Annotated in this window: 19 protein-coding genes and 1 tRNA gene; 4 read left to right on the plus strand and 16 right to left on the minus strand. The window is 44.4% G+C overall.

What is annotated here, in order from left to right; genetic code table 11:
• From NSB28_RS15780 to NSB28_RS15800, 5 genes are read right to left on the minus strand one after another with little or no spacing between them, the layout of a single operon-like run.
• The gene (locus tag NSB28_RS15780) at positions 1–2,226 is read right to left on the minus strand and encodes a pyruvate formate lyase family protein (protein ID WP_257497559.1); all 2,226 of its coding nucleotides are present in this window, start codon (positions 2,224–2,226) and stop codon (positions 1–3) included.
• Positions 2,227–2,261: 35 nt separating this feature from the next.
• Complete coding sequence (locus NSB28_RS15785; protein ID WP_109747496.1) at positions 2,262–3,293, minus strand: zinc-dependent alcohol dehydrogenase; 1,032 nt, start codon at positions 3,291–3,293, stop codon at positions 2,262–2,264.
• Positions 3,294–3,302: 9 nt separating this feature from the next.
• A complete protein-coding gene (locus NSB28_RS15790) occupies positions 3,303–4,178 on the minus strand; it encodes a carbohydrate ABC transporter permease (protein WP_109747495.1) in 876 nt (291 codons plus the stop codon).
• A 13-nt stretch (positions 4,179–4,191) separates the two neighbouring features.
• Positions 4,192–5,070: a carbohydrate ABC transporter permease gene (locus NSB28_RS15795; RefSeq protein WP_109747494.1), complete on the minus strand. Its 879-nt coding sequence runs from the start codon at positions 5,068–5,070 to the stop codon at positions 4,192–4,194.
• A gap of 50 nt (positions 5,071–5,120) precedes the next feature.
• The gene (locus tag NSB28_RS15800) at positions 5,121–6,392 is read right to left on the minus strand and encodes an ABC transporter substrate-binding protein (RefSeq protein WP_109747493.1); all 1,272 of its coding nucleotides are present in this window, start codon (positions 6,390–6,392) and stop codon (positions 5,121–5,123) included.
• Positions 6,393–6,770: 378 nt separating this feature from the next.
• Here NSB28_RS15800 and NSB28_RS15805 point away from each other — a divergent pair, with 378 nt between their 5' ends.
• The 3 genes from NSB28_RS15805 (at position 6,771) to bilR (ending at position 9,483) form a co-directional block, all read left to right on the plus strand.
• The gene (locus NSB28_RS15805) at positions 6,771–7,799 is read left to right on the plus strand and encodes a LacI family DNA-binding transcriptional regulator (protein ID WP_109747492.1); all 1,029 of its coding nucleotides are present in this window, start codon (positions 6,771–6,773) and stop codon (positions 7,797–7,799) included.
• 159 nt (positions 7,800–7,958) lie between these two features.
• The gene (bilQ, locus tag NSB28_RS15810) at positions 7,959–8,378 is read left to right on the plus strand and encodes a bilirubin utilization transcriptional regulator BilQ (RefSeq protein WP_109747491.1); all 420 of its coding nucleotides are present in this window, start codon (positions 7,959–7,961) and stop codon (positions 8,376–8,378) included.
• Positions 8,371–9,483, plus strand: coding sequence for a bilirubin reductase (bilR, locus tag NSB28_RS15815; RefSeq protein WP_109747490.1), 1,113 nt, complete (start codon positions 8,371–8,373; stop codon positions 9,481–9,483). The genes bilQ and bilR overlap by 8 nt, the downstream gene beginning before the upstream one ends.
• Before the next feature lie 51 nt (positions 9,484–9,534).
• Here the strand turns inward: bilR and NSB28_RS15820 are convergent.
• Together NSB28_RS15820 and NSB28_RS15825 are read right to left on the minus strand one after the other, a co-directional pair.
• Positions 9,535–9,608: transfer RNA gene (locus NSB28_RS15820), tRNA-Pro, on the minus strand.
• A gap of 173 nt (positions 9,609–9,781) precedes the next feature.
• Positions 9,782–10,348 (minus strand): Crp/Fnr family transcriptional regulator, encoded by a 567-nt coding sequence (locus NSB28_RS15825; protein ID WP_187374418.1) that lies wholly within the window; start codon positions 10,346–10,348, stop codon positions 9,782–9,784.
• A gap of 520 nt (positions 10,349–10,868) precedes the next feature.
• Between NSB28_RS15825 and NSB28_RS15830 the strand changes: the two genes are divergently transcribed.
• Positions 10,869–12,797 carry a PfkB family carbohydrate kinase gene (locus NSB28_RS15830; protein WP_109747488.1) on the plus strand — a complete coding sequence of 643 codons (1,929 nt, stop codon included), beginning with the start codon at positions 10,869–10,871 and terminating at the stop codon, positions 12,795–12,797.
• Positions 12,798–12,815: 18 nt separating this feature from the next.
• On the opposite strand, the gene NSB28_RS15835 is transcribed toward NSB28_RS15830, so the two are convergent.
• The 9 genes from NSB28_RS15835 to NSB28_RS15875 all read right to left on the minus strand — a co-directional run bounded on the left by NSB28_RS15835 (position 12,816) and on the right by NSB28_RS15875 (position 24,408).
• Positions 12,816–14,492, minus strand: a complete 1,677-nt coding sequence (locus NSB28_RS15835; RefSeq protein WP_109747487.1) for a methyl-accepting chemotaxis protein — start codon at positions 14,490–14,492, stop codon at positions 12,816–12,818.
• A gap of 236 nt (positions 14,493–14,728) precedes the next feature.
• On the minus strand, positions 14,729–15,688 hold the full coding sequence (locus NSB28_RS15840; protein ID WP_109747486.1) for an ABC transporter permease: 960 nt from the start codon (positions 15,686–15,688) through the stop codon (positions 14,729–14,731).
• A complete protein-coding gene (locus tag NSB28_RS15845) occupies positions 15,685–17,181 on the minus strand; it encodes a sugar ABC transporter ATP-binding protein (RefSeq protein ID WP_109747485.1) in 1,497 nt (498 codons plus the stop codon). The genes NSB28_RS15840 and NSB28_RS15845 overlap by 4 nt, the downstream gene beginning before the upstream one ends.
• 83 nt (positions 17,182–17,264) lie before the next feature.
• Complete coding sequence (locus NSB28_RS15850) at positions 17,265–18,341, minus strand: substrate-binding domain-containing protein (protein ID WP_187374419.1); 1,077 nt, start codon at positions 18,339–18,341, stop codon at positions 17,265–17,267.
• A gap of 32 nt (positions 18,342–18,373) precedes the next feature.
• Positions 18,374–18,958, minus strand: coding sequence for a hypothetical protein (locus NSB28_RS15855; RefSeq protein ID WP_109747483.1), 585 nt, complete (start codon positions 18,956–18,958; stop codon positions 18,374–18,376).
• A gap of 23 nt (positions 18,959–18,981) precedes the next feature.
• Entirely contained in the window at positions 18,982–20,121 is a 1,140-nt protein-coding gene (locus NSB28_RS15860) for a nucleoside hydrolase (protein ID WP_187374420.1), read from the minus strand.
• Positions 20,122–20,281: 160 nt separating this feature from the next.
• A complete protein-coding gene (locus NSB28_RS15865) occupies positions 20,282–21,166 on the minus strand; it encodes a ribokinase (RefSeq protein ID WP_109747481.1) in 885 nt (294 codons plus the stop codon).
• A 166-nt stretch (positions 21,167–21,332) separates the two neighbouring features.
• On the minus strand, positions 21,333–21,929 hold the full coding sequence (locus tag NSB28_RS15870; protein ID WP_109747480.1) for a hypothetical protein: 597 nt from the start codon (positions 21,927–21,929) through the stop codon (positions 21,333–21,335).
• A gap of 16 nt (positions 21,930–21,945) precedes the next feature.
• The gene (locus tag NSB28_RS15875; protein WP_109747479.1) at positions 21,946–24,408 is read right to left on the minus strand and encodes a glycoside hydrolase family 3 C-terminal domain-containing protein; all 2,463 of its coding nucleotides are present in this window, start codon (positions 24,406–24,408) and stop codon (positions 21,946–21,948) included.
• Positions 24,409–24,416: the final 8 nt, after the last annotated feature.

The raw sequence follows: 24,416 nt of genomic DNA on the forward strand, positions 1-24,416 counted from the left end.
TTACTCCCGCTGAGTTCTGGCGATTACCTCGTCTTGCATGTCCTTGTCAAGTGACCAAAACGGAGCGCTGTATCCGCATACACGGACAATAATATTTTTATGGTTTTCCGGGTCTTTGCGCGCCTCTAAAAGCTGCCTGCGGTCCACCACATTAAAATCCATCACACTTCCTCCGTTTTCCATAAAATAATAAATTACATCTCTGTAAATATTGCAGTCTACTCCTGTCTTTGTAACAGGAAGATCCATATAGATCACCGCACCTCCCGGATATCTGCCATAATCCATAGATTTTTGCGCGTAAGTCAGAGTTGCCGCGTCTATTCCCCCTGTACTTTCACTGGGATTGATCCCCCTGGACAAAGTATGGCCCGCCAGACGTCCATCTGGAGTCGCTCCTGTATTCTCCTTCAGCCAGGAGTAAGCATAAAATGAAAACAGAGATGGTTCATAATTTCCTCCATGGCCGCTGACAAGTCCGGGCAGAGCCGCCGCCACATCCTCAGCCGCTCTCGCAGAAAACTCCATGATTTCTTTATCCGCAGTCCCATATTTGGGAATTCTATTTAGTATGTACTGCCTGAGTACCTCATGCCCCTCAAAGTTATGATCCAGGATCTGGATCAGCTGATAAAGAGACAGCCTTTTCTCCTCATAGACAAGATATTTAATTGCGTAAAGAGAATCGATTAAAGTACCAAGTCCGGAAACGCCAAAATTATTTGTATTGTAGTCAGCACCTCCCTCGGATACATCCATCATTCTGGGAATACATCCGCTCATCAGCATGGAAAACATGGGACAAGGGTTATAATATCTCCACTGTCCCTCAAATTTATTGAAACTCACAGCAATCTGCTGAAAAATCATACGCATATTCTGTCTGTATCTTTGATAGAATTCTTCAAAATCCCAGCTGCTCTCCAGATGTTTTAAAAACAGGCCGTCCTCTTCCGTAAATTTCCAATTTTCCGGATGAAACTGCATCAAAAGCATCTGGGGAAGGTTTAAATATACATTCGCCCGGCAGTTTACCTCATTCTGAAGCACCAGTTCCTGACATCCTCCCGCCAGATAAGAATAACAGTCTCTTTCCTTTTTTCCCTGACGTTTCTGGGCATCAATAATTACCGGATCATTAAACACTGAGAGCACATTGCTCCCCTTTCCCGCAAGCTTTCCTATCATTTCCAAATACTCCGGCGGATGAGCCGGACTTACACGCGCCTGGAGTTTGGGATTTGCCAGGTTATTTTCCTGAAAGGCTTCAATAAACATCTTTGTCACATCATTAAAAATAACCTTCCCGTCAGAATCCGTACCGCCAATCATCACAGTGGCATTCGTGCCCCCCGGAATATCCGTCAGGTCCCATCTGGCATCAGTCAGCGCCAGAAAACAAAGGATCAGTTCTTTGGCTGAATTTCTGTCGATCCTTCCTTCTCTCAGATCTCTTTCATAAAAGGGATACAGCAGACGGTCAAGATGTCCCAGCACTGCAAATCCCATACCCTCAAATGTGTTGCACATCTCCCTCACGAACCACACTGCGGCAAGTGCTTCATAAAAAGTCTGTGCCGGACAGGCTGGGACACGGTATGCTGTCCTGGCTATCAATTCCAGATTTCTGCGGCTGCGTTCCTCCTTCTCTGTCTCAAGAAGTTCTTCCGCTTTCCTGGAAAACCGCTCTCCAAGGCAGCACATGCTGTCGCAGGCAATCTTTACACTCTCAACAAACTCCTTTTCTCTTTTTGTTACAGGCCTGCATGCTTCTGCCTCTTTTTTAATTCCCCGGTATCCCAGACGGATCACCCGCTCTACGTCTGCATAATGGTGTGCGCAATCCGTATACATCTCACCTGCGAATAAATCTCTTTTACGGTATTCCAGGCTCCATTTCAAAAAATTCTCAGCAAATTCCTTATTCTGATTCATCATCCAGCTTGCAATGCCAGGGCCAGGCGGAAAACTGGACGTTACTGAATTTCTCTCCCTGCCTGATATCACTTCTGCATAGAAAGGACTCTCAGGGAAAATATGCACATCACATTCTCTTGCTCCAATTTCATAAATCATTGCTTTCCGGCGCAGTTCCCCAAACTCTGGATGTTCTTTTTTTCTTTCATCCAAATTTCGTAATATACTGGAAACATCCACCGGATAGGCAGTATATAATTCATTACACTGCTGAAACAATTTTTCTAAGTCCACGCTGTAGTTCAACATTGGCACTTCCTTCTTTCTGTGGATTATTCTTTTTATTATTGATAATACAGGGAAACCTTCAGACATTTTCTGCTTTTAATCAGCTCAAAACCCTTTTCGTATTCCTCTATGGGCAGCCGGTGAGTCACAAAATCTTTCAAATCAATTTTCCCATCCTGTATATATCTGACCACTTCATCGTGAACAGAGGCTTCTATTTCAGGTACCGGCCATTGAACTGAATGTATCTTAAAGTTATATGGTCCGTTTCTCCATGCAATTCCCCGGTCTTCCTCCAGGCCGATCCCATATACTCCTATAATCCCGTCATCTTTGATCAAAGTAAGGGCTTCAGAAATTATTACGCATCTCCCCACTGCATCAATATAAAAATCCAGCTTTTGCGGCAGCTTCTTTTTTAATACTTCTGCAAAATTCTCTTTCTTTGAATTCACAGCCAGGTCAGCGCCTAATTTTTTTGCTGTTGCAAGGCGGTCATCGTGGTGCCCGGACAGAGCCACAAAGGATGCCCCAGCCAATTTGCAAAATTTTACAAGAGCCAGCCCTACAGGACCGCAGCCTGAGACAGCCACCTTATCTCCCGGTCCTACTCCCAGACGTTTAACCGCAGCACATACCTCTTTCAGTGTGATGACCATGACTCCGTCCACCGGATCTATATCCGCAGGAATAACCTGCTGGGAAATATTACTGATGTCGGCCTCAGTCACGCCATCCCGGATCATGGCCTGATAGTCCGTCACCCGTCCATATTCCCCAAAGCTGCCCCAAAGACTGTGATACAAAGGGTACGTATCATCAAGGCCGCTGCGCAGCACAAGATCACCTTCTTTATAGGAAATGACCTTTTTTCCCGTTCTCAGTACCCTCCCCACAGATTCATGCCCCAGTACCGCCGGGTAAGTATCAAAACCATTCAGATGCCCTTCTCTTAATTTCAGATCCGTTCCATTACAGATTCCACAGGCCGCAGTTTTCACAATAGCAGTATAATCAGATAACTCCGGCACAGGGATATCATCCTTCAGCGCTATATTTCCTTTTCCATCTATTACTAATCCTCGCATAAGCTCCTCCTATTTTCCTCCCATTCCTGTCATAGCGATCCCCTCCTGCAGATAGTTCTGGAAAAGAAGATAGATAATGAAGCTGGGTATAATGGCAATAGTGGTTGCACACATTAAGGCAGACCAATCTGTGCCATACTGTCCTTTAAACATATACAGGCCTAAGGGAATTGTCTTCAGATTTTCCTTGCTTGTCACAATCAGCGGCCATAGGAAAGACTTCCAGTTATCCACAAAGCTGAAAATGGCAAGAGATGCTATGCCGGGCTTAGCCAGCGGCAGCATAATATTCCAGTACAGTCTGAATGGATTGCAGCCGTCTATTTTTGCCGCTTCCTCCACTTCAAATGGAATCGTCACAAAAAACTGGCGCATTAAAAAGGTACCAAAAGCAGTAAACGCCGGAGGTACTATCAATGCCAGATAACTGTTGTACCAGCCTATCTGCTTTAATATCAGATACAGCGGCAGGATCAATACCTGCTGGGGTATCATTAAAGTTCCCAGATAGGCCAGAAACAAAATATCTCTGCCTTTAAATTTAAGTCTGGCAAAGGCATAGGCAGACATAGTAGATGTCATTATAGTCAGCATTGTGCAGCAGATCCCAACCAGAACAGAATTCAGCAGAAATCTGGGAAAATTAATAGAGGTCCATGCTCTTGCTATATTTTCCCATGCCAGATGATCAGCCACCAGTTTAAATGGTTTTACCATTACCTGATCTGCCGGTTTCAAAGCCGTTACCAGCATAAACAAAAGTGGGATTACAAATAAAAACACCACAAGGGAAATAAGTACTTGATTTACCGCAGCGTTGATTCTCCTTTTTCTCTCTTCCTTTGTCTTTACACTCTTTTTTGCTATGGTTTTTTCTTTTGACATTGCTTCCTCCCCTTTAATCGTAAACCACCCATTTTTTCTGAGCAAACCACTGGAACACAGTTATGATCATTATGATGGCAAACAGCACCCAGGCTATGGACGATGCGTACCCCATCTTCATAAAGTTAAATCCGTTCTGGTAAATATACATGACTGCAGTTGTTGTAGAGTAAGCCGGACCGCCGTTAGTTCCGATAAATGTCTGGTCAAATACCTGAAATGAACTGATGATTGTCATGATCACCGCAAAGAAAATACTCGGTGACATGAGGGGAAGAGTTACTTTAAAATATGTACGGATACGTCCGCAGCCATCGATCCTGGCAGCTTCCTTTAAGCTCTGCGGAACCCCCAGAAGCCCCGCTATAAAAATTACCATATTATATCCAAATCCCTGCCATACACTCATAATGACAATGGACATCATTGCCGTTTTTGTACTTCCTAAAAAGTTAATTTCTTTAAATCCAAAGGTATTAAGAGCGATATTGATCAGCCCGTATTCCGGCAAAAACAACCATTTCCAAAGCATAGTTGTAGCAATGACCGGTATTACCTGGGGCATAAAAAACGCTGCCCTGTAAAACTTCAGATTCTTTATCTTGCTTGTCAGCCAAACCGCCAGCAGCATTGCAATTAAGATATTCAGCACTGCATAAGCGGCCACATAAAAAACTGTATTCCCCATAACCTTTCCAAAAAGGGGATCCGCAGTAAACAGGTTTTTATAATTATCAAATCCAACAAACCGCCGTTCTCCTACAACAGGCCAGTCATAGAGACTCATTACAAAGGACATCACAACCGGGATTGCAGTAAAAATCAGAAATCCAATCAGATTCGGCGCCAAAAAACAAAGCGCTGTCAGGCCTTCCCTGTGCTTCTTTTTCATATTTTCCCTCCTTCAGAAGGGACCGGCAGCATTCACCGGCCCCATTCATATTATTGTGCGCTCTGGATAACAGCGTCTCCCATGGATTGAATAATACCAACCACATCAGATGCCGGCACACCATCCATCATTACACCTGCCAGATTCTGATTGATTATAGAGTAAACCTCCTGGAAATTCTTAGTTGGGTAGTAAGGAATCCCAAAACCTTCCTCACAAGAATCTTCCACTGCTGTCTTAAGCCCGTCAATATAATCATTTGCCTCATAGTAAGGTTCCCTCACAGAAGCCCTGGAAGGCAGCGCCCGTCCCCATTCTGCCAGTTTTTTCTGGGCTGCTGCTCCTGTAATATACTTTAACGCCTTATATGCCTCTTCCGGATGTTTTGTATCCTTTGTGATTGCAAATCCGGATCCATTGATGGTCGTCATTTGTTTTTCTGACTTATACATTGTACAGACACCTGCATTAAAATCGCAGTATTCCTTTACCCTTGTAACAGTCCAGGGTCCATCTATAACCATACCGATATTTCCTGCCTGAAACGCTTCCAGATGCCAGACAGTATTACCGCTGTCTGTGATTGGCGCTGCTACCTTTTCCACATTGATAAGATCACTGATTTTCTGAATAGCATCTGCTGCCGCTTCTGTATCAATATTTAAGTTCCCATCGGCATCAGTTATTTCAGCACCTTCACATAAGAGCTGGGGATACAGATTATCAATATTAGGCAGCGTTGCAAAACCGTAGTCACCATCACCAGTCAGCGCCCTGCACTTTTCCAGAAATTCATCCCAGGTCATACTGCTGGTAGGATATTCTACCCCGTGCTTGTCAAATAGATCCTTATTATAATAAATAATGTACGGGCCAAAATCATAAGGCAGTCCATATACATCACCGTTCACACGGTAAGCATCCAGTATTCCGCCGTAAAAATCATCTATGTCAATGTCTTGATCCGCCTCAATATACGGCTGCAGATTCAGGAAACTGTCCCCCAGATAATCTTTCGCACGCATAGCATGCATATATACAATATCCGGTGCATCTCCGCTTGCCAGATCTACCGGCAGTTTCGTCCAGTAGCCATTCCAGTCAGTATATTCAAACTCTACTTTAATATTAGGATAAAGGTCTGTCACATCATCAGCCAGTTCTTTCCACTGGCCTGCTTCTGCATCATTCTCTACCTTTGTAAACCAGCGTAAGACAACCTGCTCACTATTATTTTCCTCCGCCAGGGCTGTCATAGAAGATCCACTCATCCCCATTACCATGATTCCACTTAATAAAGCCGCAAAAATTCTTTTCTTCATTTACAATCTCCTTTCATCATCTGTTTTTCCTGCACCCAATTGCTTAACACGCTCTTCTTTTTCTTACCCTCTCCTTTATGAAATATTTTTGGTACCGCTTTCAATTCTATATTTACACTTTTACCTGCTATTTGTCAATTGTTATTTCAATATATTTGACTTTTTCTCTATTATTCACTATTTTCATCCTTTATTTTTGTACATTTCGTCCTTTTTATTTCATTTGGAAATTCCATTTTTTGGAACCGCGTTCAGCTCTTGAATAACAACTCACAAATGCCTCTACTATTTTTATTGAAATCCCATCCGAAACACACTATAATAACAATAGCAAACCATCAGTCCTTTTATAAATAAAATGAAAAACGGGGAGTTTACATGAACACTATCAAAAAGAAATTAACAATTGATGACATTGCCAGACTTGCAAATGTCTCCAGAAGTACAGTTTCACGGGTGCTCAACAACAATCCTAATGTAAATGAAGCCAAACGTAAGCGTATTATGGATATTATAGATGAACAGCATTTTGTCCCCAATTCTATGGCAAGAAACCTTGGTACCGGTTCCACCAGGACTATTGCCATTTTTGTGGGAGAAATCACAAATCAATATTTTTCAGAAATAATAAGAGGTGCCGAAGAGGTGGCCATCAGCCAGGGCTATTTCCCTCTGATCTGTTTAATCCAAAATCCCGGACGTGAGCAGTTCTATATCGAAGAGATGATCCAGCAGCGGGCCTCCGGCGCCATTATCGTCAGTTCCAGTATCAAAAATGCTGCTTCTATCCGTCAGCTTGCTATGAGCATGAGCCTGGTTTCCATCCAGTCTGAACTCTGCGGCATCGCTCCGCTCTATTACCTGGACACAGAAAATCAGCTTGGGATTTATAATATCACAAAGCATCTGATCCAACTGGGACACCGGAACCTGGCATATTTATCGACGCTGCCAAACACAACCGTCCTGGAAGAACGTTATGCGGGGTTCTGCAAAGCATGTTCTGACTTTCATCTTTCTTTCGCCGAAGACCATGTGCTTCACGGATACCATAAAGAGGATATCTCTGTATCTGTGGAGAATTTAATTCTTTCAGAGAACAGGCCTACGGCTCTCTGCTGCTGCAATGATTTTTCCGCCGGCATCGCATACCAGAAAATCCGTCAGCTGGGCCTGCGTATTCCTGAAGACATCTCCCTGACCGGTTTTGATGACCTTCCGATCGCCACTATCATGAACCCCATGCTGACCACTGTTAAGCAGCCCATACGTGAAATGGGGAGGCGGGCCATGAAGCTTTTAATTGAATCTTTGGACAATGCAGAAAATCCGGTATCCGGCACTGTACTGCGTTTTCCTTCAGAAGTTATCCTCCGTGAATCCACCGCCCCTCCTGCAGCTATATAACCTTATCTGACCCCAGCTCCCTGAACCCTTCGCAGCTCAATGATTTCAGGGGGCTGGTTCTGTCATATATACTTTGTCTTATACGAAAAACATAATTTTCTTCTTGACAAAGTCAAGTAGCAGTCATATACTTGACTTTGTCAAGAAGGAGGGATTAAAATGTTTCAGACTTTAGCTTATTACTCTTCTGTATTTCACAAGGAATTTGTTGGTTATACAAGTGATAAACTGCAAAAACTGGGGATCAATTTTGGCTCAGTGTTTTTTCTCATTTATGTCGGAAATCATCCCGGCTGTACGCCGTCTGAACTCACAAAGGCATTGCAGATGGACTGGGGGCATTCTCAGAGAAGTGTAACGAAGATGGTAAATGAAGGATTTATGACAAAAGATAAATGCGGGCGGATCTACCACTTAAATCTGACTGAAAAAGGCCAGCAGGCATTCCAGGTCAGCCATCAGGTATTTTTTGATTGGGACAAAGAAAAGCTTAAGGCTTTAACTGATGCAGAATGCAGACAGTTGTTTGAGCTGCTTCAAAAAGCTGCTATGGGAAAGAAGGATGTTAAAGATGAATGATAAAATTTCAAGCCCGGTGGATTATGGCGGAATACAATTAAAAAACAGGATCATTTTTGCCCCCACTACTATGGGCTTAAAAAAAGATGAATACTTAAAAAAGCTTCAGAAGATCGCCTGTGGAGGATGTGCAATGATCATTATCGGTGATGTGCCGGTGGGGAGGGGCGGCTTTGGCCAGAACCTTTTCACAGGCAAAGGACAGGAATATTACCGGACTCTGACAGAAACTATCCATCAGGGAGATTGTCTTGCCTGTGCACAATTACACCAATCCGATTCCAATTTCCGTTCAATGATCAAATACATCCCCGGAGTGCTGAGCAAGAAAATCAGCATGGAACAGCTCCGTCCCTTGCTCAACAAGGAGGTAGGCCCATATATATCGGAAATGCCTGAAAAAAAGATACAAAAGATAATCACATCATTTGGAAAAGCTGCTGTCCAGGCACAAACTCTGGGATTCGATATGGTCCAGATTCACGGTGACAGAATGTGCGGCAGTTTTAGTTCAACCGTCTTTAACCACCGGGCTGATAAATATGGCGGAACCATACAGAACCGTGCCCGCTTTGCAGTGGAGGCAGTACGTGAGGTGAGAAAGAATTTACCGGATATTCCAATTGATTATAAGCTGGTTATCAGACAGAAAAATCCTGATTATGGCAATGCAGGCGTTCTCCCCGAAGAACTGGAGGAATTTGTTCCCATGCTGGAGGAAGCGGGTGTCACCAGCTTTCACGTGACTCTGGCAAACCACTCTGACTTATCAGATACCATACCCCCTGCCTCCCATCCTGTCTTTGGAGGAGAAGGCTGTTTCCTGGGTTATTGTGATATGGTAAAGAAATACACAAAACTGCCAATTTGCGGCGTGGGAGGATTAACTTCCCCTGATTTTATAGAACAGCAGCTCTCTTCCGGCCGCATCGACTGCGCCGCCATGAGCAGGCAGCTGATCGCTGATCCTGACTGGCCTCAGAAGGTTATAGAAAATCATCCCGAGAAGATCCGGCGATGTATCCGCTGCAATAAGAAATGTCTGGGAGGTATGATGGAGCATACGGGAGTTCATTGTATTTATGAGAAGGGAATGCTGAAATAAAAAAAGACCGGAATCCCATAAAATAAGGATTCCGGCGCCCCTGCCAAGGAGTCGATGCGACAGGATTTGAACCTGCGACCTCTGCGTCCCGAACGCAGCGCTCTACCAAGCTGAGCCACGCATCGTTAAAAATTGTCATAACCTGTAACAGCTTTATCATTATAGCATCGGTCTGCTTAAAAATCAAGTATTTCTTCAAATTTTTCTAAGATTATTTTGATGCTGTTTTTTACTCATCAGCAGGTCTGTGCAGTACTGCACAGACCGCAAGAAAATGATTCAAAAGAACAAAAACACTTTATCCCACCATCAGCGCAGGATTCAATTTACTGTCTGTGCTTTTGATGTCAAGCAGCTGAATACTTTTCCTTTTAATCTTTATAACCTTCTCCTCTTCCAGCTTCTTCAGCAGCCTGGATATTACTTCTCTGGAAGATGCCAGTTCCTCAGCCAGCCGTTCATGAGTGACCGGAATCGTATCCGTCTTATATAAAATACAGTATTCAAAAAGCTTTTTCTTTAATCTTTCTTTCAGAGAAAGGAAACTCAAGTCATTGATCAGCTCCAGCAGCTTGCCGACCATTTCCATATAGCAGTGATACTGCCACTTTCTCATACTTGCGCATTCATCATATATCTGCATGCTTAAACGGTCCGGTATATAACAAAGCTCCGTCTTTCCGACACATATAGCTTCTATGCTGTAGATCAAGGAATCCAGGCAGCCTTTCGGCAGGATGAAACCTGAATTCTCAGCAGTGATCTTTAACAGAACGATCGTCTTGCCCTCCACATCACGCATAACAAGATGAATTTCCCCCTTCAGCAGAGTCCATATCTTTTTTCCGCCGAAAAATTCATCCATGTCAATATCTTCAGAATCTTGAAATTTACATAACACTATTTTGTTTTTAATTTGTTCTTTTGTGGAAGATTTTAGATTATTTAAATCCCCCCCCCCCAAGATTTCTTACAATTTAAATAGCTATCAGAATTTAATATGCTCTTCTCCATTTGTCGCCCTCCCGATACTACAATAATACCTTTTACGTCATCCCAATTAGAATCTAAAGCTGATCATACCCTCTCCGGCACCTGCCCCCTTCTCCTTTCATCGGCATATTTATTAAGAAACTATTTTCTTAAAATGTTTTCTTATAATATAATACTATACTTTTTCATTCTTTGTCAATGGTATTCTGGAAGTTTTTGTCATTTTATCCAGTATCAGATGCTTTTTTTCATTCACTTTGCCACCACTTTACCCATTATTATTGACAAACATAATCTTTTGTCACATAATATTAGTAAATAATGCGGCCGTCCCATTTCAGAGGATTACTGGCTTTGACAGCCAACACTAAACTATCATGAGGTATTTAACTATGACGATAAAAGATATAGCCAAACTGGCAGGTGTATCCATTTCTACTGTTTCGAAAATCATAAATGGGAAGGATGAACATATTAATTCTCAGACACGTACAAGGGTGCTGCAGATTGTTAAGGAATATAATTTTACCCCCTATGGTACAGTCAAAAATGCGCCGGGTGCGAAAAAATTTTTACTGGGTGTCCTGCTTAGATCTTCCGAAAAATCCAGCCTTATGCTGAGCGGCATTTTACAGACAGCCCAGGAACACGGTTATGGGATTTTATTGCTGGACAGCCTGGGGGACAGCAGTCTGGAGGCAAAGCATATCACCGTTCTCTGCAAAAATCAGGTAGATGGCGTTCTTTGGGAGCCTGTATCCGCAAACAGTCATGTTTTCAGCCAGGACCTTGCCAGGCAGATGATTCCGTTCTGCTTTCTAAACAGCACTCTTCAGACTCCTTCTTTCTTGATCGACTTTACGCAGCTGGGATATATACTAACACAGAAATTAATTGAGAAGAAACATTCAAATATTGCCTGTCTTTTGAAAGAAAACAGTATCCGCTCCGAGCCGTTTCTGGAAGGTTTCCGTAAATGCCTGTATGATAACCAGATCCCCTATTCAGATGAGATGATATTTTACACGCCGGATGGGGATTTCATGCAGAGGATGATCCAGTATAATATCACAGGCGCAGTGAGCACGCACTTTGAAGCCTCCCTGGCCTTATATGAGACAATGGCAAAACAGCACTACGATATACCTTCCAATTTTTCACTTATCAGCCTGAAAGGGGGACGCTACGAGGATGCATACCATCCTTCTATTTCCAGCGTTCAGATTCCTTTCTATGAATTCGGGTGCCATACATGCCGCCAGCTCATACAGATCTGTGAAAAATCAGCTTCATCCCGGCCTGAGTATTTATTTCTTCCTCCCTGCAGCCTCAACCATGAACAAAGCATCAGCCAGCCGGCTTTTCTAAAAGAAAAGATCTTTATTTCTGTAGGCAGTATCCACAAAGATATCACATTTAATGTCAGTATGCTGCCTCAGCTGGGCAATACCTTAAAGATCCACAATTCAGCCACTTCCATCGGAGGAAAAGGCGCTAACCAGGCAGTGGGCATTGCAAAATTAGGTCACACGGTAAGTCTTGTGGGCGCAATCGGAAACGATTTCGAAGCCACCTTTATACTTAATACCCTGGAAAAAGAAAATGTCTCTACCCAGGGCATCTACCGCAACAAGAACAGCCGCACAGGCAAGGCTTACATCTATACAGAGAGTGACGGCGAAAGCGCCATAACCATACTCCCCGGGGCTAATGATGACCTTGTCTCAGCAGATATTGAGAACAGCCTGTATCTCTTCCGCAATGCATGTTTCTGCCTTATATCAAGTGAAATACCGCTGGAAACAGTGATCATGGCGGCCGAGACTGCCAGACGAAACAATGTCACTACTATTTTCAAGCCATCTGTACTGGAAGAGATGCCTGAGGATCTATATAAAACTATAGACATCATGATCCCAAACAAAAAAGAAGCTTCCACGCTCTGTCCAGAATATTCTTCTGTGGAACAGCAGGCGGAATACTTCTTTAACCGTGGTATTCCTGTGGTTATCATCACATTGGGGCATGAGGGCTGCTATCTGAAGACTCGTGATACTTCCAGATATTTTCCCGCTGTTAACTTAGCCGTAGTGGATACCACAGGAGGCGCTGATGCATTTATTTCAGCGCTTGCTTCCTATTTATTTGACGGATATACTCTTGAAAAATCCATACAGATTGCCATGATCGCTGCAGCATTCTGTGTTTCCAGGCAGGGTGTTTCCTCTGCCCTGATTGATAAAAACAGCCTTGAAGTGTACATTGCAAAAACCAGGCCCCAGCTGCTCATGGCGGATACGCAAAAGGTTATGGCAGAATAAGTTTTTTGTTTATGGCTGTTATTCAGCGGAAGACAGCTTAAAGCGGCTCACCCTGTTTTTTAAAAGCTGAGACTGCCCGTATAGTTCCTCAGAAGCAGCCGCTGCTTCCTCCGCAGTAGCGGAGTTAGTCTGTACTACCTCCGATATCTGTCCAATGCCTGCGGATACCATCTCTGTCGCATCCGCCTGTTTTTTCGATGCCTCCGCTATTTGATTTATTTTAGATATCATTTCATCAGTGCCGCTCACAATGTTCATTAATGAAGCTGCCGTCTTTTCTGCTAATTTCGTTCCGCGTTCAACCGCAGTAAGGGACTGTTGGATCAATATCTCTGTACTCTTGGACGCATCTGATGATTTTCCGGCCAAATTACGCACTTCCTGGGCCACAACTGAAAATCCTCTGCCTGATTCCCCCGCCCGTCCTGCCTCCACAGCTGCGTTGAGCGCCAATATATTTGTCTGGAATCCAATATCATCGATCATCTTGATGATATCTCTGATCTGTGTGGAGCATGCATTGATCTCCTCCATAGCAGCCTTCATTTCCTGCATTTGCCCGTTACATGCCATAAGATCTGAAGCCATTTCACCTGCCGCTACTTTTACCAGCTGGGAGTTCTCTGCATTTTCACTCACCTGCCGGGATATTTCTGACATTGTTGCTGCCAGTTCTTCCGCTGAGCTGGCCTGGGAAATTACACCTTCAGAAAGCACCTGCGCGCCGCTGGCCACCTGATCAGATCCGCTGGCCACCTGGTCAGAGAACTTATTAATTTCTGATATTGTCTCATTTAAGGAATTGACCACAACAAAAAGCGCTTCCTGTACAGGCAGAAAATCCCCCTGAAATGCATCATATCTGGGCATATCCAGATTACCGTCAGCCAGCTGCTGCATGGCCCTGGAAATCGCATCCATATAATAAAAAATCTTATCTGACATTACACGCATACTGTTAGAAAGACTTCCCAGTTCATCCTTTGACATATATTTAATATGGACCTTCAAATGTCCCTGCGCCATCTGCCTGGATGCAGCCTCCAGCTCCCTGATAGGTCTGGTAATGCTGCGGGCAATATAAATGCCAAAAATGGCGCTCACAGCTACACTGGCAGCCCCCAATACAGACAACAGAACAATGAATTTCGTCTGGGCAGCACGCAGATTGACGATCAGTGTATCTGCTTTCTCGTCTGCTATGTTGATGAGTTCATCCAGTTCTGCCTGTGCCTTATGGATGGTAACTACATTGTTGGCTTCCATATAGGCGGCCGCTTCCTCTTTTTGGTTCTGTATGGCAAGTTCCAGGACATGCTGGCGCTGGGGCGCAAGTTCATCCAGCGCCGCCTGGAGCCGTTCCACTATTTCCGGATCTCCTAAAAAATCTTTCTGGATAACAGGGATCTGTTCTTGAATTTTACTTGCACATACCTTAGTATTCTCCAGGGCTTGTTCTGCGATTTCCTGGTCGGTACTGGATATGGCACGAAACACCGATTTCTGCATTGCCTCAAAATTGGAATTCACAGTATTAGCTGCATTGAGCACTTTGAAGGGACCATTATAGAAGACCTCCACCCTTGTCCTTATGCTTACTAAATTTCCAACACTCACCGCAATACAGGCGATCAGCAGCGCTAAAATAAAAGCATAAGATATAATAAGTTTCCTACTGACTTTCAAATTCTTCACAGCTGCTTTCCTCCTGCCAGCGGCATAATTTTCTGCTGCATAATATCAATATTTATCAGATTTGCCAAACTGTTCTTTTTATTTTTATTGTGTTCATTTAATATTTTTTATTATAAACTATGTTCTCAAATAATTCAATAAAATAGTACTTTTTTACCTTTGATTAATCATCCACGCACAAAAGAGCCGCCCTGATCCGGCAGCTCCCCTGTATATGAATATATTATATATTATTTTTATTTCTCTTTCTTTTTAGAGAGCATATTGCCCTGCACAATTTCTATATAAGCCGCAATTACAATTACAATACCTGTAACGATGTACTGGTAGAAGGTATCCACACCCATAACCACAAGCCCTACCTTCAGGGCCGAGAACAGAACTGCACCTATCACAGTACCGAAGATATTTCCTCGTCCTCCTGCCATTGATGTGCCGCCGATAGCCGCAGCTGCGATGGCATCCATCTCATACCCCTGGCCGGTAGACGGGTCGCCTGTGCCCAGACGGCCGATCATGATCAGCGCCGCCAGTGTTGTCCCCAGCATTCCGATCCCGTACAGCAATGCTTTTGTTCTTTCTACACGCACACCTGAAAGCCTGGCTGCGTCCTCATTGCCTCCGACTGCATACGCATATGTACCTATTTTCATCTTTTTCAGGACGAAAGTAATGATGATGGCAAACAGGAAGAATACTATGACTGAAAATGTAATGACTGACGTTATCTTAAAATTAAATACATTTCTGTAATTGCGAGGCACATTCAACACAGGGAATCCTCCTGTGATCACGTATCCGATACCTCTGTAGATCTGCATGGTACCCATGGTCGCGATAAACGGCTGCAGCTTCATGACTCCTACAAGCACACCGTTGATAACTCCCATCAGGAATCCAAGCGCAAGACACACAACGATCCATATAGGTATGGGCATACCGGCTTTTGCAAGCTGTGCGCCCACGCAGGCAAGCAGCGCCAGTGAAGAGCCAACTGACAGATCGATCCCTCCTGTAATGATCACACACGTCATACCGATGCCCATCAGTCCGTATGTGACGGACTGTGTTACAATCGTTGCAATGTTGGTTGCAGATAAATAAGAATGTTCCAGCACGCTGAACAGGATAATCGTGATAAACAGTGCAATCAGGGCGCTCCATTCTCTACGGTATTTTTTATAAATAGCATTCATGACACATCCTCCTCCACTGTATAACTCAGGATACTCTCCTCAGAAAATTCATTTTTTGAAAGCTCGCCGGTAATCGCGCCATCACACATTACCAGGATACGGTCGCTCATCCCCATAACTTCTGTAAGTTCAGATGAAACCATGATGATCGCAATGCCTTCAGCTGCCATTTTCTCCATCAGAAGATAAATATCCGCCTTAGCTCCTATATCTATCCCTTTAGTAGGCTCATCAAAGATCATTACATAGGCATCTGTGGACATCCATCTGGCCAGAATTACCTTCTGGGCGTTTCCGCCTGACAGGCTCACTGTCATAAAAGAAGGATCATTTGGCTTTAGTCCCACAAGGGCTCCTTTTTCTTTTGCATTCTTATTCTTTTTACCCTCATTTATAACGATTCCCGACATATATTTTTTAAGGCTTGCCAAAGCTATATTATCCATATTATCAAAATTTGGCATGATTCCTTCTTCCTTGCGGTTTTCAGAGATCAATGCGATTCCCTGCTCAATAGCATCGTGGGGAGATTTACAGTGGATCTCTTTTCCGTTTAAGATCACCTTCCCGCTGCTGTAGGGATCTGCGCCAAAGACGGCACGCATGACCTCAGTCCGCCCTGCCCCTACAAGGCCAAAAAATCCAAGTATCTCACCGGGATACAGTTCAAAGCTGATATTGCTGAATGCCTCTCCAGTTATATCTTCCACCTTAAGGACCGGAACATCCCCTTTCTTCTGGCATGGCATTGTACGTTTTGCAAACAGAGAGATATCACGCCCCACCATTGCCTGGATCACTTCGTCACGTGTTGTCTTATCCATCTCGATCGTTCTGATAAATTTCCCGTCACGCAGCACAGTTGCACGGTCGCACATGCGGAAAATTTCATTCATCTTGTGGCTGATATATAAAATCGTGATTCCTTTACTCTTCAAATCATTAATGATCTTAAAGAGAGTCTCCACCTCTTTGTCACTGAGTGACGAGGTCGGCTCATCAAAAGAGATAACGCTGGCATTTACCTCCAGGGCCTTTGCAATAGAAATCATCTGCTTTTGGCCGGCTGAGAGATCACCCATCCTGTCTTTTGGCCTGATATCACAATTCAGCCGTTTTAAAAGCTCTGCTGTATCTTCATTCATCTTTTGTTTATTGACAATCCCAAAACGCCCGGGTTCTTTTCCCATAAAGAGATTTTCGGCTACTGTCATATCCGGGATACTTACGATCTCCTGATGGACCTTTGCAATGCCGAAATCAATCGCATCTGCTATGCTTGAAAATTTTGCTGCCTTTCCACCGATCCGGATCTCACCGGATGTTGCCGGAAACACTCCATGCAGTATATTCAGGAGCGTACTCTTTCCCGCTCCATTTTCTCCAATGATCGCATGAATCTCTCCCTTTCGGATCGAAAAGCTGACATCGTCCAGAGCTTTCTGACCCGGAAAGGTCTTCACTATATGCTCAAATTCGATGTATTTATCCATTTATACACCTCCGTTTGAAGTTCAGAAAACAAACTTAATAAAATGGGGGCGGACATATTACCGCCCCCGCTATCCATTAATAATTATTCGAATTCCGGGCTGTAGTCATAGCCAAAGATTTCTTCAAAGGACTTATCTACATTATCTTTGTCACGGATACTCTGCGGAGCATAGATAACCTTAGGTAATTCTTCGCCTGCCAGTTTACGGATCTGCATCTCAACAGCGATCTCTGCCATCTTGTTCGGGAAGAAGTCTACAGTTGCATCCAGCTCACCGGCTTTGATGGACTCTGTTGCTTCGCTTGTTCCATCTGTTCCTACGATCACGCACTCGCTGTCAGAAGCTACTACTGCTTCCAGAGCGCCCATTGCCATTGTATCATTGTTGCAGTAGATACCTGCCAGATCCGGGTACTGCTGCAGGAGTGTTTCTGTAATGTCATAAGCCTTCTGACGGTCCCAGTCACCATTCTGAACTGCCACTACTTCGATTTTATCTTTGTCTTCAAAGAAGTCGTTGAATCCTTTAGTACGTGCCTGTGCAGCCGTTGCCTGTGAAAGGCCTGTGATACATGCAACTTTTCCTTCTTTGCCGATCTTGTTGTAGATCCACTCAGCACCCTGTACTCCTGCCTGATAATGCCATGCGCCTACAGTTGTTGTAGCATACGGCGTAAATGCATCCATAACTGTTGTCAGATCGATGCCCGCCTCGATAGCAGCCTCCATACCTGGAACAAGGTTTGCTTCTGAGATTCCAGATACAAGGATCGCATCATATTTTTTGTTGACCATATCCATGAGAAGCGTCAGCTGTCCTTCTTCGTCTGTCTCTGTCTGAGCGCCGCGCACATCCATCGTCAGTTTATAGCCTGCATCCTGGAATGCCTTCCCTGCTGCTTCTGCTCCGTCTTTTTCCATGCGCCAGAACTCATTCTCAAATGTCTTTGTAGCAAAACCTATTGTGATCTCCTTATCCAGTTTCGGCACCTTGCCAAGATCTTCGCGCAGGTCATTGTAAGAAACCGCATCCTTATAAAAGTCATATCCCTCTTCTGCCACATCTGCGCTTGGAAGCTCTGCCTCTGCCGCAAACGCTGTCATTCCCATAGACGCTGTGAGCGCCAGTGCTGTTGTAACTGCTAACATTTTTTTCATATACATGTCCTCCTGATTTTAATTATATAAATTTATTTCTTATCACTTACATGGAAACAGAATTCACCTTTTGTAAACTTAAGTTCCGGAAGTATGCCCGGTTTATTGTCCCCCACATATCTCTCTGCGGTAGGAACAGTGACTGTAAATTCACCCTGGAGCAGTCCGTCATCTGTTTTCTCTTTAAGGGTCACTGTACTCTCAACATCCTTCCCTGAGGATTTCTTTGTAAAATAATATCCTACAGAAGCTTTGTCAGAGCTCACTACTTCAATCTGGGTGATGGCATTTTTATCCATTTCCTTATCTACTTCCAGTGATTTGTTAAAGATAACTGTCATAGTAAAATCTTCTGACTTAAAGGTATATGTTGTCCCTGTAATACCCTTTGTCTGGCCGGCATACTCAAATTCAACAGGCTCCTCATTGATTTCGGCTGTAAGCCATCCTTTTCCTTCTTCAGGATTGTAGTCACGTTCTTCTGTCTCTTCTGCTGCTTCCGTCACTTCTTCTGCTGCCGACTCTTCTGCTGTTTTAGTTTCTGCTGCTGCGGCCGTGACGCTTGTACCCATTACCATGACCGCAAGTGCAAGTATGGCGATTAATTTTTTCTTCATGCTGCACATCCTTCCTGTATCTGTTAGAACTGTGTACCGTAAAGGTCAGTTACAAATGTCCAGAATGCATCTCTGTCAATATTAAATACGATCTGAACGTTCTTTGACTTGTAAGGCCCGTTTCCGCTTTCCCATGTCACAGCATTTGCATAGCTGTAAGCGGTGCTGTTGCAGTCAATTGCAAGATCCCTTGTCTCTGTCTCTGTGATCAGGTCCGGGCAGAGGAAGATACCAGCTGTGATAGCATCCCAACAATAATGGGACTGAGTGGGGTTCTCTTCATAATCCGGATATACGCGGTCCATGAACAGCTGTGTGATCTTTGTATTGTTCTTGTCTTTCATCATATCAAATACGTCTTTTTCAAGAGGCACTTTAGATGCAATGTCGTGAGGAACAACGATCTGATACGGGAAATCATTATTCAGACAGATCTGTACTGACTCCGGATCATAGAACCAGTTAAATTCACCGCATGCATTTGCATTTCCAGGAACGTCGATGGCGCCGCCCATGTAGATGATACCTGCTGTATTTTCAGCAAATGTAGGATCCATCATGCAGGCAAGAGCAACATTTGTACAGGAACCGATAGCGAAGATAGTAACTTCCCCTGGATTCTCTTTTACTGATTTGATCATAAACTCTGCTGCATTCATATCTGTCTGTGCTTCTGACTTTGAATATCCCCAGGATTCATCCAGAAGGTCTCCAAGCTCATGATAATTCTGCGGCTCCACATACTGCTCAAGCTCACGGTATCCGCCTGTCCACTGGAATCCTCCGGTCACCGGCTGGTCTGACGGCAGATCGCGGAATCCCATAACAGGTATGTCTGTGCCGATATAAACCGGTATATCCGTTCTTTCAATTGCATCCAGCTGATTTAATATTGCGTTCGTACCTGTAGCACAGATCTCATTTCCGCCTACAGAAGTCACACCCAGAAAATCGATCCAGCCTGCTGCATCAGCCTGTGCCAGAATGAACATGCAGTACGCGTCATCCCCGAGATACCCCATATCACAGTCTAATATTACTTTGTTGCTCTCTGCCGAAGTTACAATCTCATAATCCTCCAATGCTGCTAACGCTGTCGTAGGTGCGAAAAGACTTCCTACCATTCCTGCCGTTAATACTAGTGACAAAACTTTTTTCTTCATGAATCTTTCTCCTTTCATTTTTAAGTGTATCTCTTGTTGTGCTGCAGCAAATTAACTGTAAATCACTTCCCGCATACTCATTAAGTACTGTCATTATCCTTCTTTTGCCGTTTATTGTCTGTGATATAAGTCACCTATATTTTATTTTTGCCTTTTTACTTCACATCAGGCTTTCCAGAACCTCAGATGCTGACGGGATAGATCCTGCCGCCCCGGGACGTGATACAGCTATAGATGACGCCTTGGACGCCGCCTTCAATGCCTCCGCAATACTTTTCCCCTCTATTAAAGAAGCCATAAAAAAGCCAGTGAATGTATCCCCGGCAGCTGTTGTGTCCACCGCCTGTACCCGGAATATCTTCTGATATGTTTTCTCTTTTCCGTCAAAATACACGGACCCTCTGCTCCCCAGAGTCAGCACAAACCTGGCAGATGGAAATTTTTCTGCAAGGCTGTCCAGGATCTTATCAGGCTCTGTATATCCGGTAAACTGCTCACCCTCAATTTCATTCAGCATAAACAGGTATATTTTTGTCAGGTCGCAGACCTTGAGCTTGTCATCAAATGGCGAAGGGTTTAATACGATCTTCATACCTCTCTCAAATGCCCTGTCAATAATATAGTCTAAAAGATTGATCTCATTCTGCAGCATCAGGAAATCACCTGCACCAAAATGCTCCAGCACCTCATCGATATATTCTCTTGTCTGCATCTGGTTAGTGCCTCCATAGAGGATAATGCTGTTCTGGCCGTTTTTATCTACCTGGATCACTGTGTGTCCGCCCTTTTCAGGGAGCTTCTTTATATAGGTGGTATCTACCCCATACTTCAGGCAGGTCTCCAGAAGAAACTGCCCTTCCTCCCCAATCAGCCCCGCATGGTATACTGGTATCCCTGCCCTGGCCAGGGCAATTGACTGATTCAATCCCTTTCCGCCGCAGAATGTTTCTTCTTTAAAAGAGAGGATCGTCTCTCCCCCCTGCACGATATGATCCACGGAATAGACATTGTCTATATTTAAAGAACCAAAATTCAATACCTTCATCTGATACCTCCTTTTCATAAAAATTATTTTATTTTTATTGTATCTCACAGGTAATACATTAATCTGTGATTCCAATCACAGTTCAGTAAATTTCCTGCCTTTGTTCCGGCTCTGTAAATCAGCGCAAAAAAAGAACACTTGATTTCTCAAATGTTCTTAAAGGTTCTTATACTGCCGCTTCCGGTTCTTGTTCTTGTTTAAAGATCACCTTAAAAATCGGGAAGAATACCCAGAATGAAATAGCACAGTTGATGATCATTGTGATCACGTCCGCCACAGTCACACCCGCAGACCCCAGCAAATTCTGGCAGAATTGGTAGATAGGATCTTTATAAAATCCCTGCAGCGCCGCAGCTCCGATCGATATGACAATATAGGCAAGCACATACCACATGGCAGCTTTTGCAATGGAACTGTTGGACTTGAAGGTCACCTTTCTCTGAAGGAAGAAGTTGATCACCTGCGCAACCGCCATGGTGATCTCCACCGCCAGGAAGTACGCAAGTCCGCCTCCTCCCCCCGCTGATATGGCGCCTGCCGCATAGTTAAAGACGTAGTAAGGTTCCCCGCCTACAGCGCCGCAGCGCAGTACCTGAAATCCAGTATCCACAAGTGTTGTTTTATCTAATCCGGCTTTCATAACAGGCATCAAAATCATCTGCAGGACAGTTACTCCATTGCTTACTATAAAAAAAATAAGAAATTGGGACAGTGCCGGATGTCTCTTTGTAAAGTCAGCCCACAGTGATTTTATTTTATCCATATTGTTACCTCGTTTTTCAATGTTTTATTTCTCCTTCAGATAATTTTCTGGCGAACTGTCTGTTTGCCTTCCTGTTTTCAAAGAAACCTCTGATAATATGACCCATTCCTTTAAAGAAGTGTCCATTTACTACAGTGACCATCCCCTCTGCCATCTTCATACTTACTATTCCGTTAGTCATTTTGGCAATTCCCCGAAATGGTATATTATATATAAACAAGACATTTAAATCAGGCTTTCCTTTTTCCTCACTTCTGTCCTTGATATTTGTCAATATCCGGTATATCAGTCTGGCCAGCGGACTTTTGGCCTTTTCCATCTGACAGAGAGCATCATTTACAGTCAGTTCTTCTGTTGTTCTTTCCTGCGGAATCTTCCCTCCCATAAGAGCTGCAAATTGTGCATCCGGTACTTTTCTGATTTTTCCTGTATAATAAGACTCCATCATACTCCTGCTGTAAGGGATAATATCCGTAGTTCCTTTCACACTCAGAGCAGCTGTCAGCCGGATATCCCTGCTGCTGGCCCCAATCATGATCTGGTATTCTCCTTCTTCCACTTCCCACCGGCCGGTTTTTACATCCCAATACCGAAATGCCTTTTCATCAAGAGGGACCGACACCTTCTTCTCTTCTCCTGCTTTCAAAAATACCTTTGTAAATCCTTTTAATTCCCTGACCGGGCGGAATACTTTGCCGTCCCGGCAGCCCACATAAAGCTGCGCGACCTCTGCCCCGTCCCGTTCTCCGGTATTTTTCAGGATAAATGCCGCCTCGTTTTGAGTCACTGTAAGCTCTGAATATTCAAAAGAAGTATAAGACAGCCCATATCCAAATGGATACTGTACCTTTATGTCTGCTGTATCATAATAGCGGTATCCCACATAAATGCTCTCCCGGTACTGGGAATCTCTGAATTTTGCCGGATAGTAATTAAATGCAGGCGTATCTTCATATGACACAGGATATGTTTCGTTCAGCTTACCGGAGGGATTCACCTGACCAGTCAGAACTTTCAGCATAGCTCCGGCCCCCGCCTGGCCTCCCAGATATCCGTGTACAATTGCCGCACAGCAGTTTTCCCAGGGCATCTCTATAGATGAACCTCCATTTAACACAGCAATGACCTTTTTGCCCAGTCCTGCCAGCCTCTTTAACAATGCGATCTGATTTTCCGGCAGTTTCATGTGCTTCCGCTCCATACCCTCCGCCTCAATGATCTCATCCAGGCCTGAAAAATACAGGATCTGATCTGCCTGAGAAGCTATGGCCAGAGCCTCCTCTTCCAGTTTCGGATCCCTGGGGCTGTTACGCCGGTACCCCTGAGCATACCCCAGCATTAGAATCGGGTACTCTTCCAACAGATCTGTCACATTCTCCTGGCGGATACTGTTTACGTTGGATGAGCCTGCTCCCTGATATCTGGCTTTCCTGGCAAAATCACCTATAACAACAGTTCTGGCATTTGGATCCAGAGGTAATATCCCGTCTTCATTTTTAAGAAGTACAATACTCTCCGCAGCAGCCCGCTCTGCTAATTTATGATGTTCCCGGGCATCTTCTTTGCTGACAGCCGGTTCCGCGGTTCCAGGACTGTTTTTATCCTTCAGAGAAAATATCACTTCCAGCAGTCCTTCCACGCAGCGGTCAATCTCTTTCTCCGTAATCTTTCCGTCACGCCATGCCTGTACCAGCGAAATAGCTGAGTCAAATCCCGGTGTGGGCATTTCCAGATTGGAACCGGCAGCCACTCCCGCTATATGGTCATTGGAACCGCCCCAGTCAGTGATCACAATTCCCTCAAACCCCCAGTCGTCCCGCAGTATATCCTGGAGCAGGTGCTTATTCTCGTTTGCATAGACCCCGTTAACTTCATTATAGCTGGTCATCAGTGTCTGCGCCCCGCCTTCTTTTACCGCAATCTCAAATCCGGTGAGGTATATCTCCCGGAGGGTACGTTCATCCAGCACCGCATTCATAGACATCCGGCGCTCTTCCTGGCTGTTCACCGCAAAATGTTTTGGACAGGCAGCCACTCCCTGGCTCTGGATACCCCGTACATAACCGGCTGCCAGTTTACCGGAAAGATACGGATCTTCCGAAAAATACTCAAAATTCCTCCCGCACAGCGGGCTTCTCTTAATATTAAGACCCGGCCCCAGGAGAATATCTACTCCCAGAGCCGCTGCCTCACTTCCCAGCGCTGCACCGATCTGTTCTGCCAGCTTAATATCCCAGCTGTTTCCAATTGTTGCAGAAGTAGGAAAACAGGTGGCTGACAGGGATGAATTCAGCCCCAGATGATCACCTTTCCCCACCTGCCTGCGTATCCCATTTGGGCCATCGGAACAGGTAACGGAGGGTATCTGCAGCCTTGGAATATCCCTTGTCTCCCAGACAGTCTTCCCGCTGAGCAGAGCGGCCTTTTCTTCGATCGTTAATACCTTTAACATCTGTTTAGTCTTTTTTGAACAACTCATACATTCAC

The organism is Murimonas intestini (genome assembly GCF_024622195.1).
GTDB lineage: Bacteria > Bacillota > Clostridia > Lachnospirales > Lachnospiraceae > Murimonas > Murimonas intestini.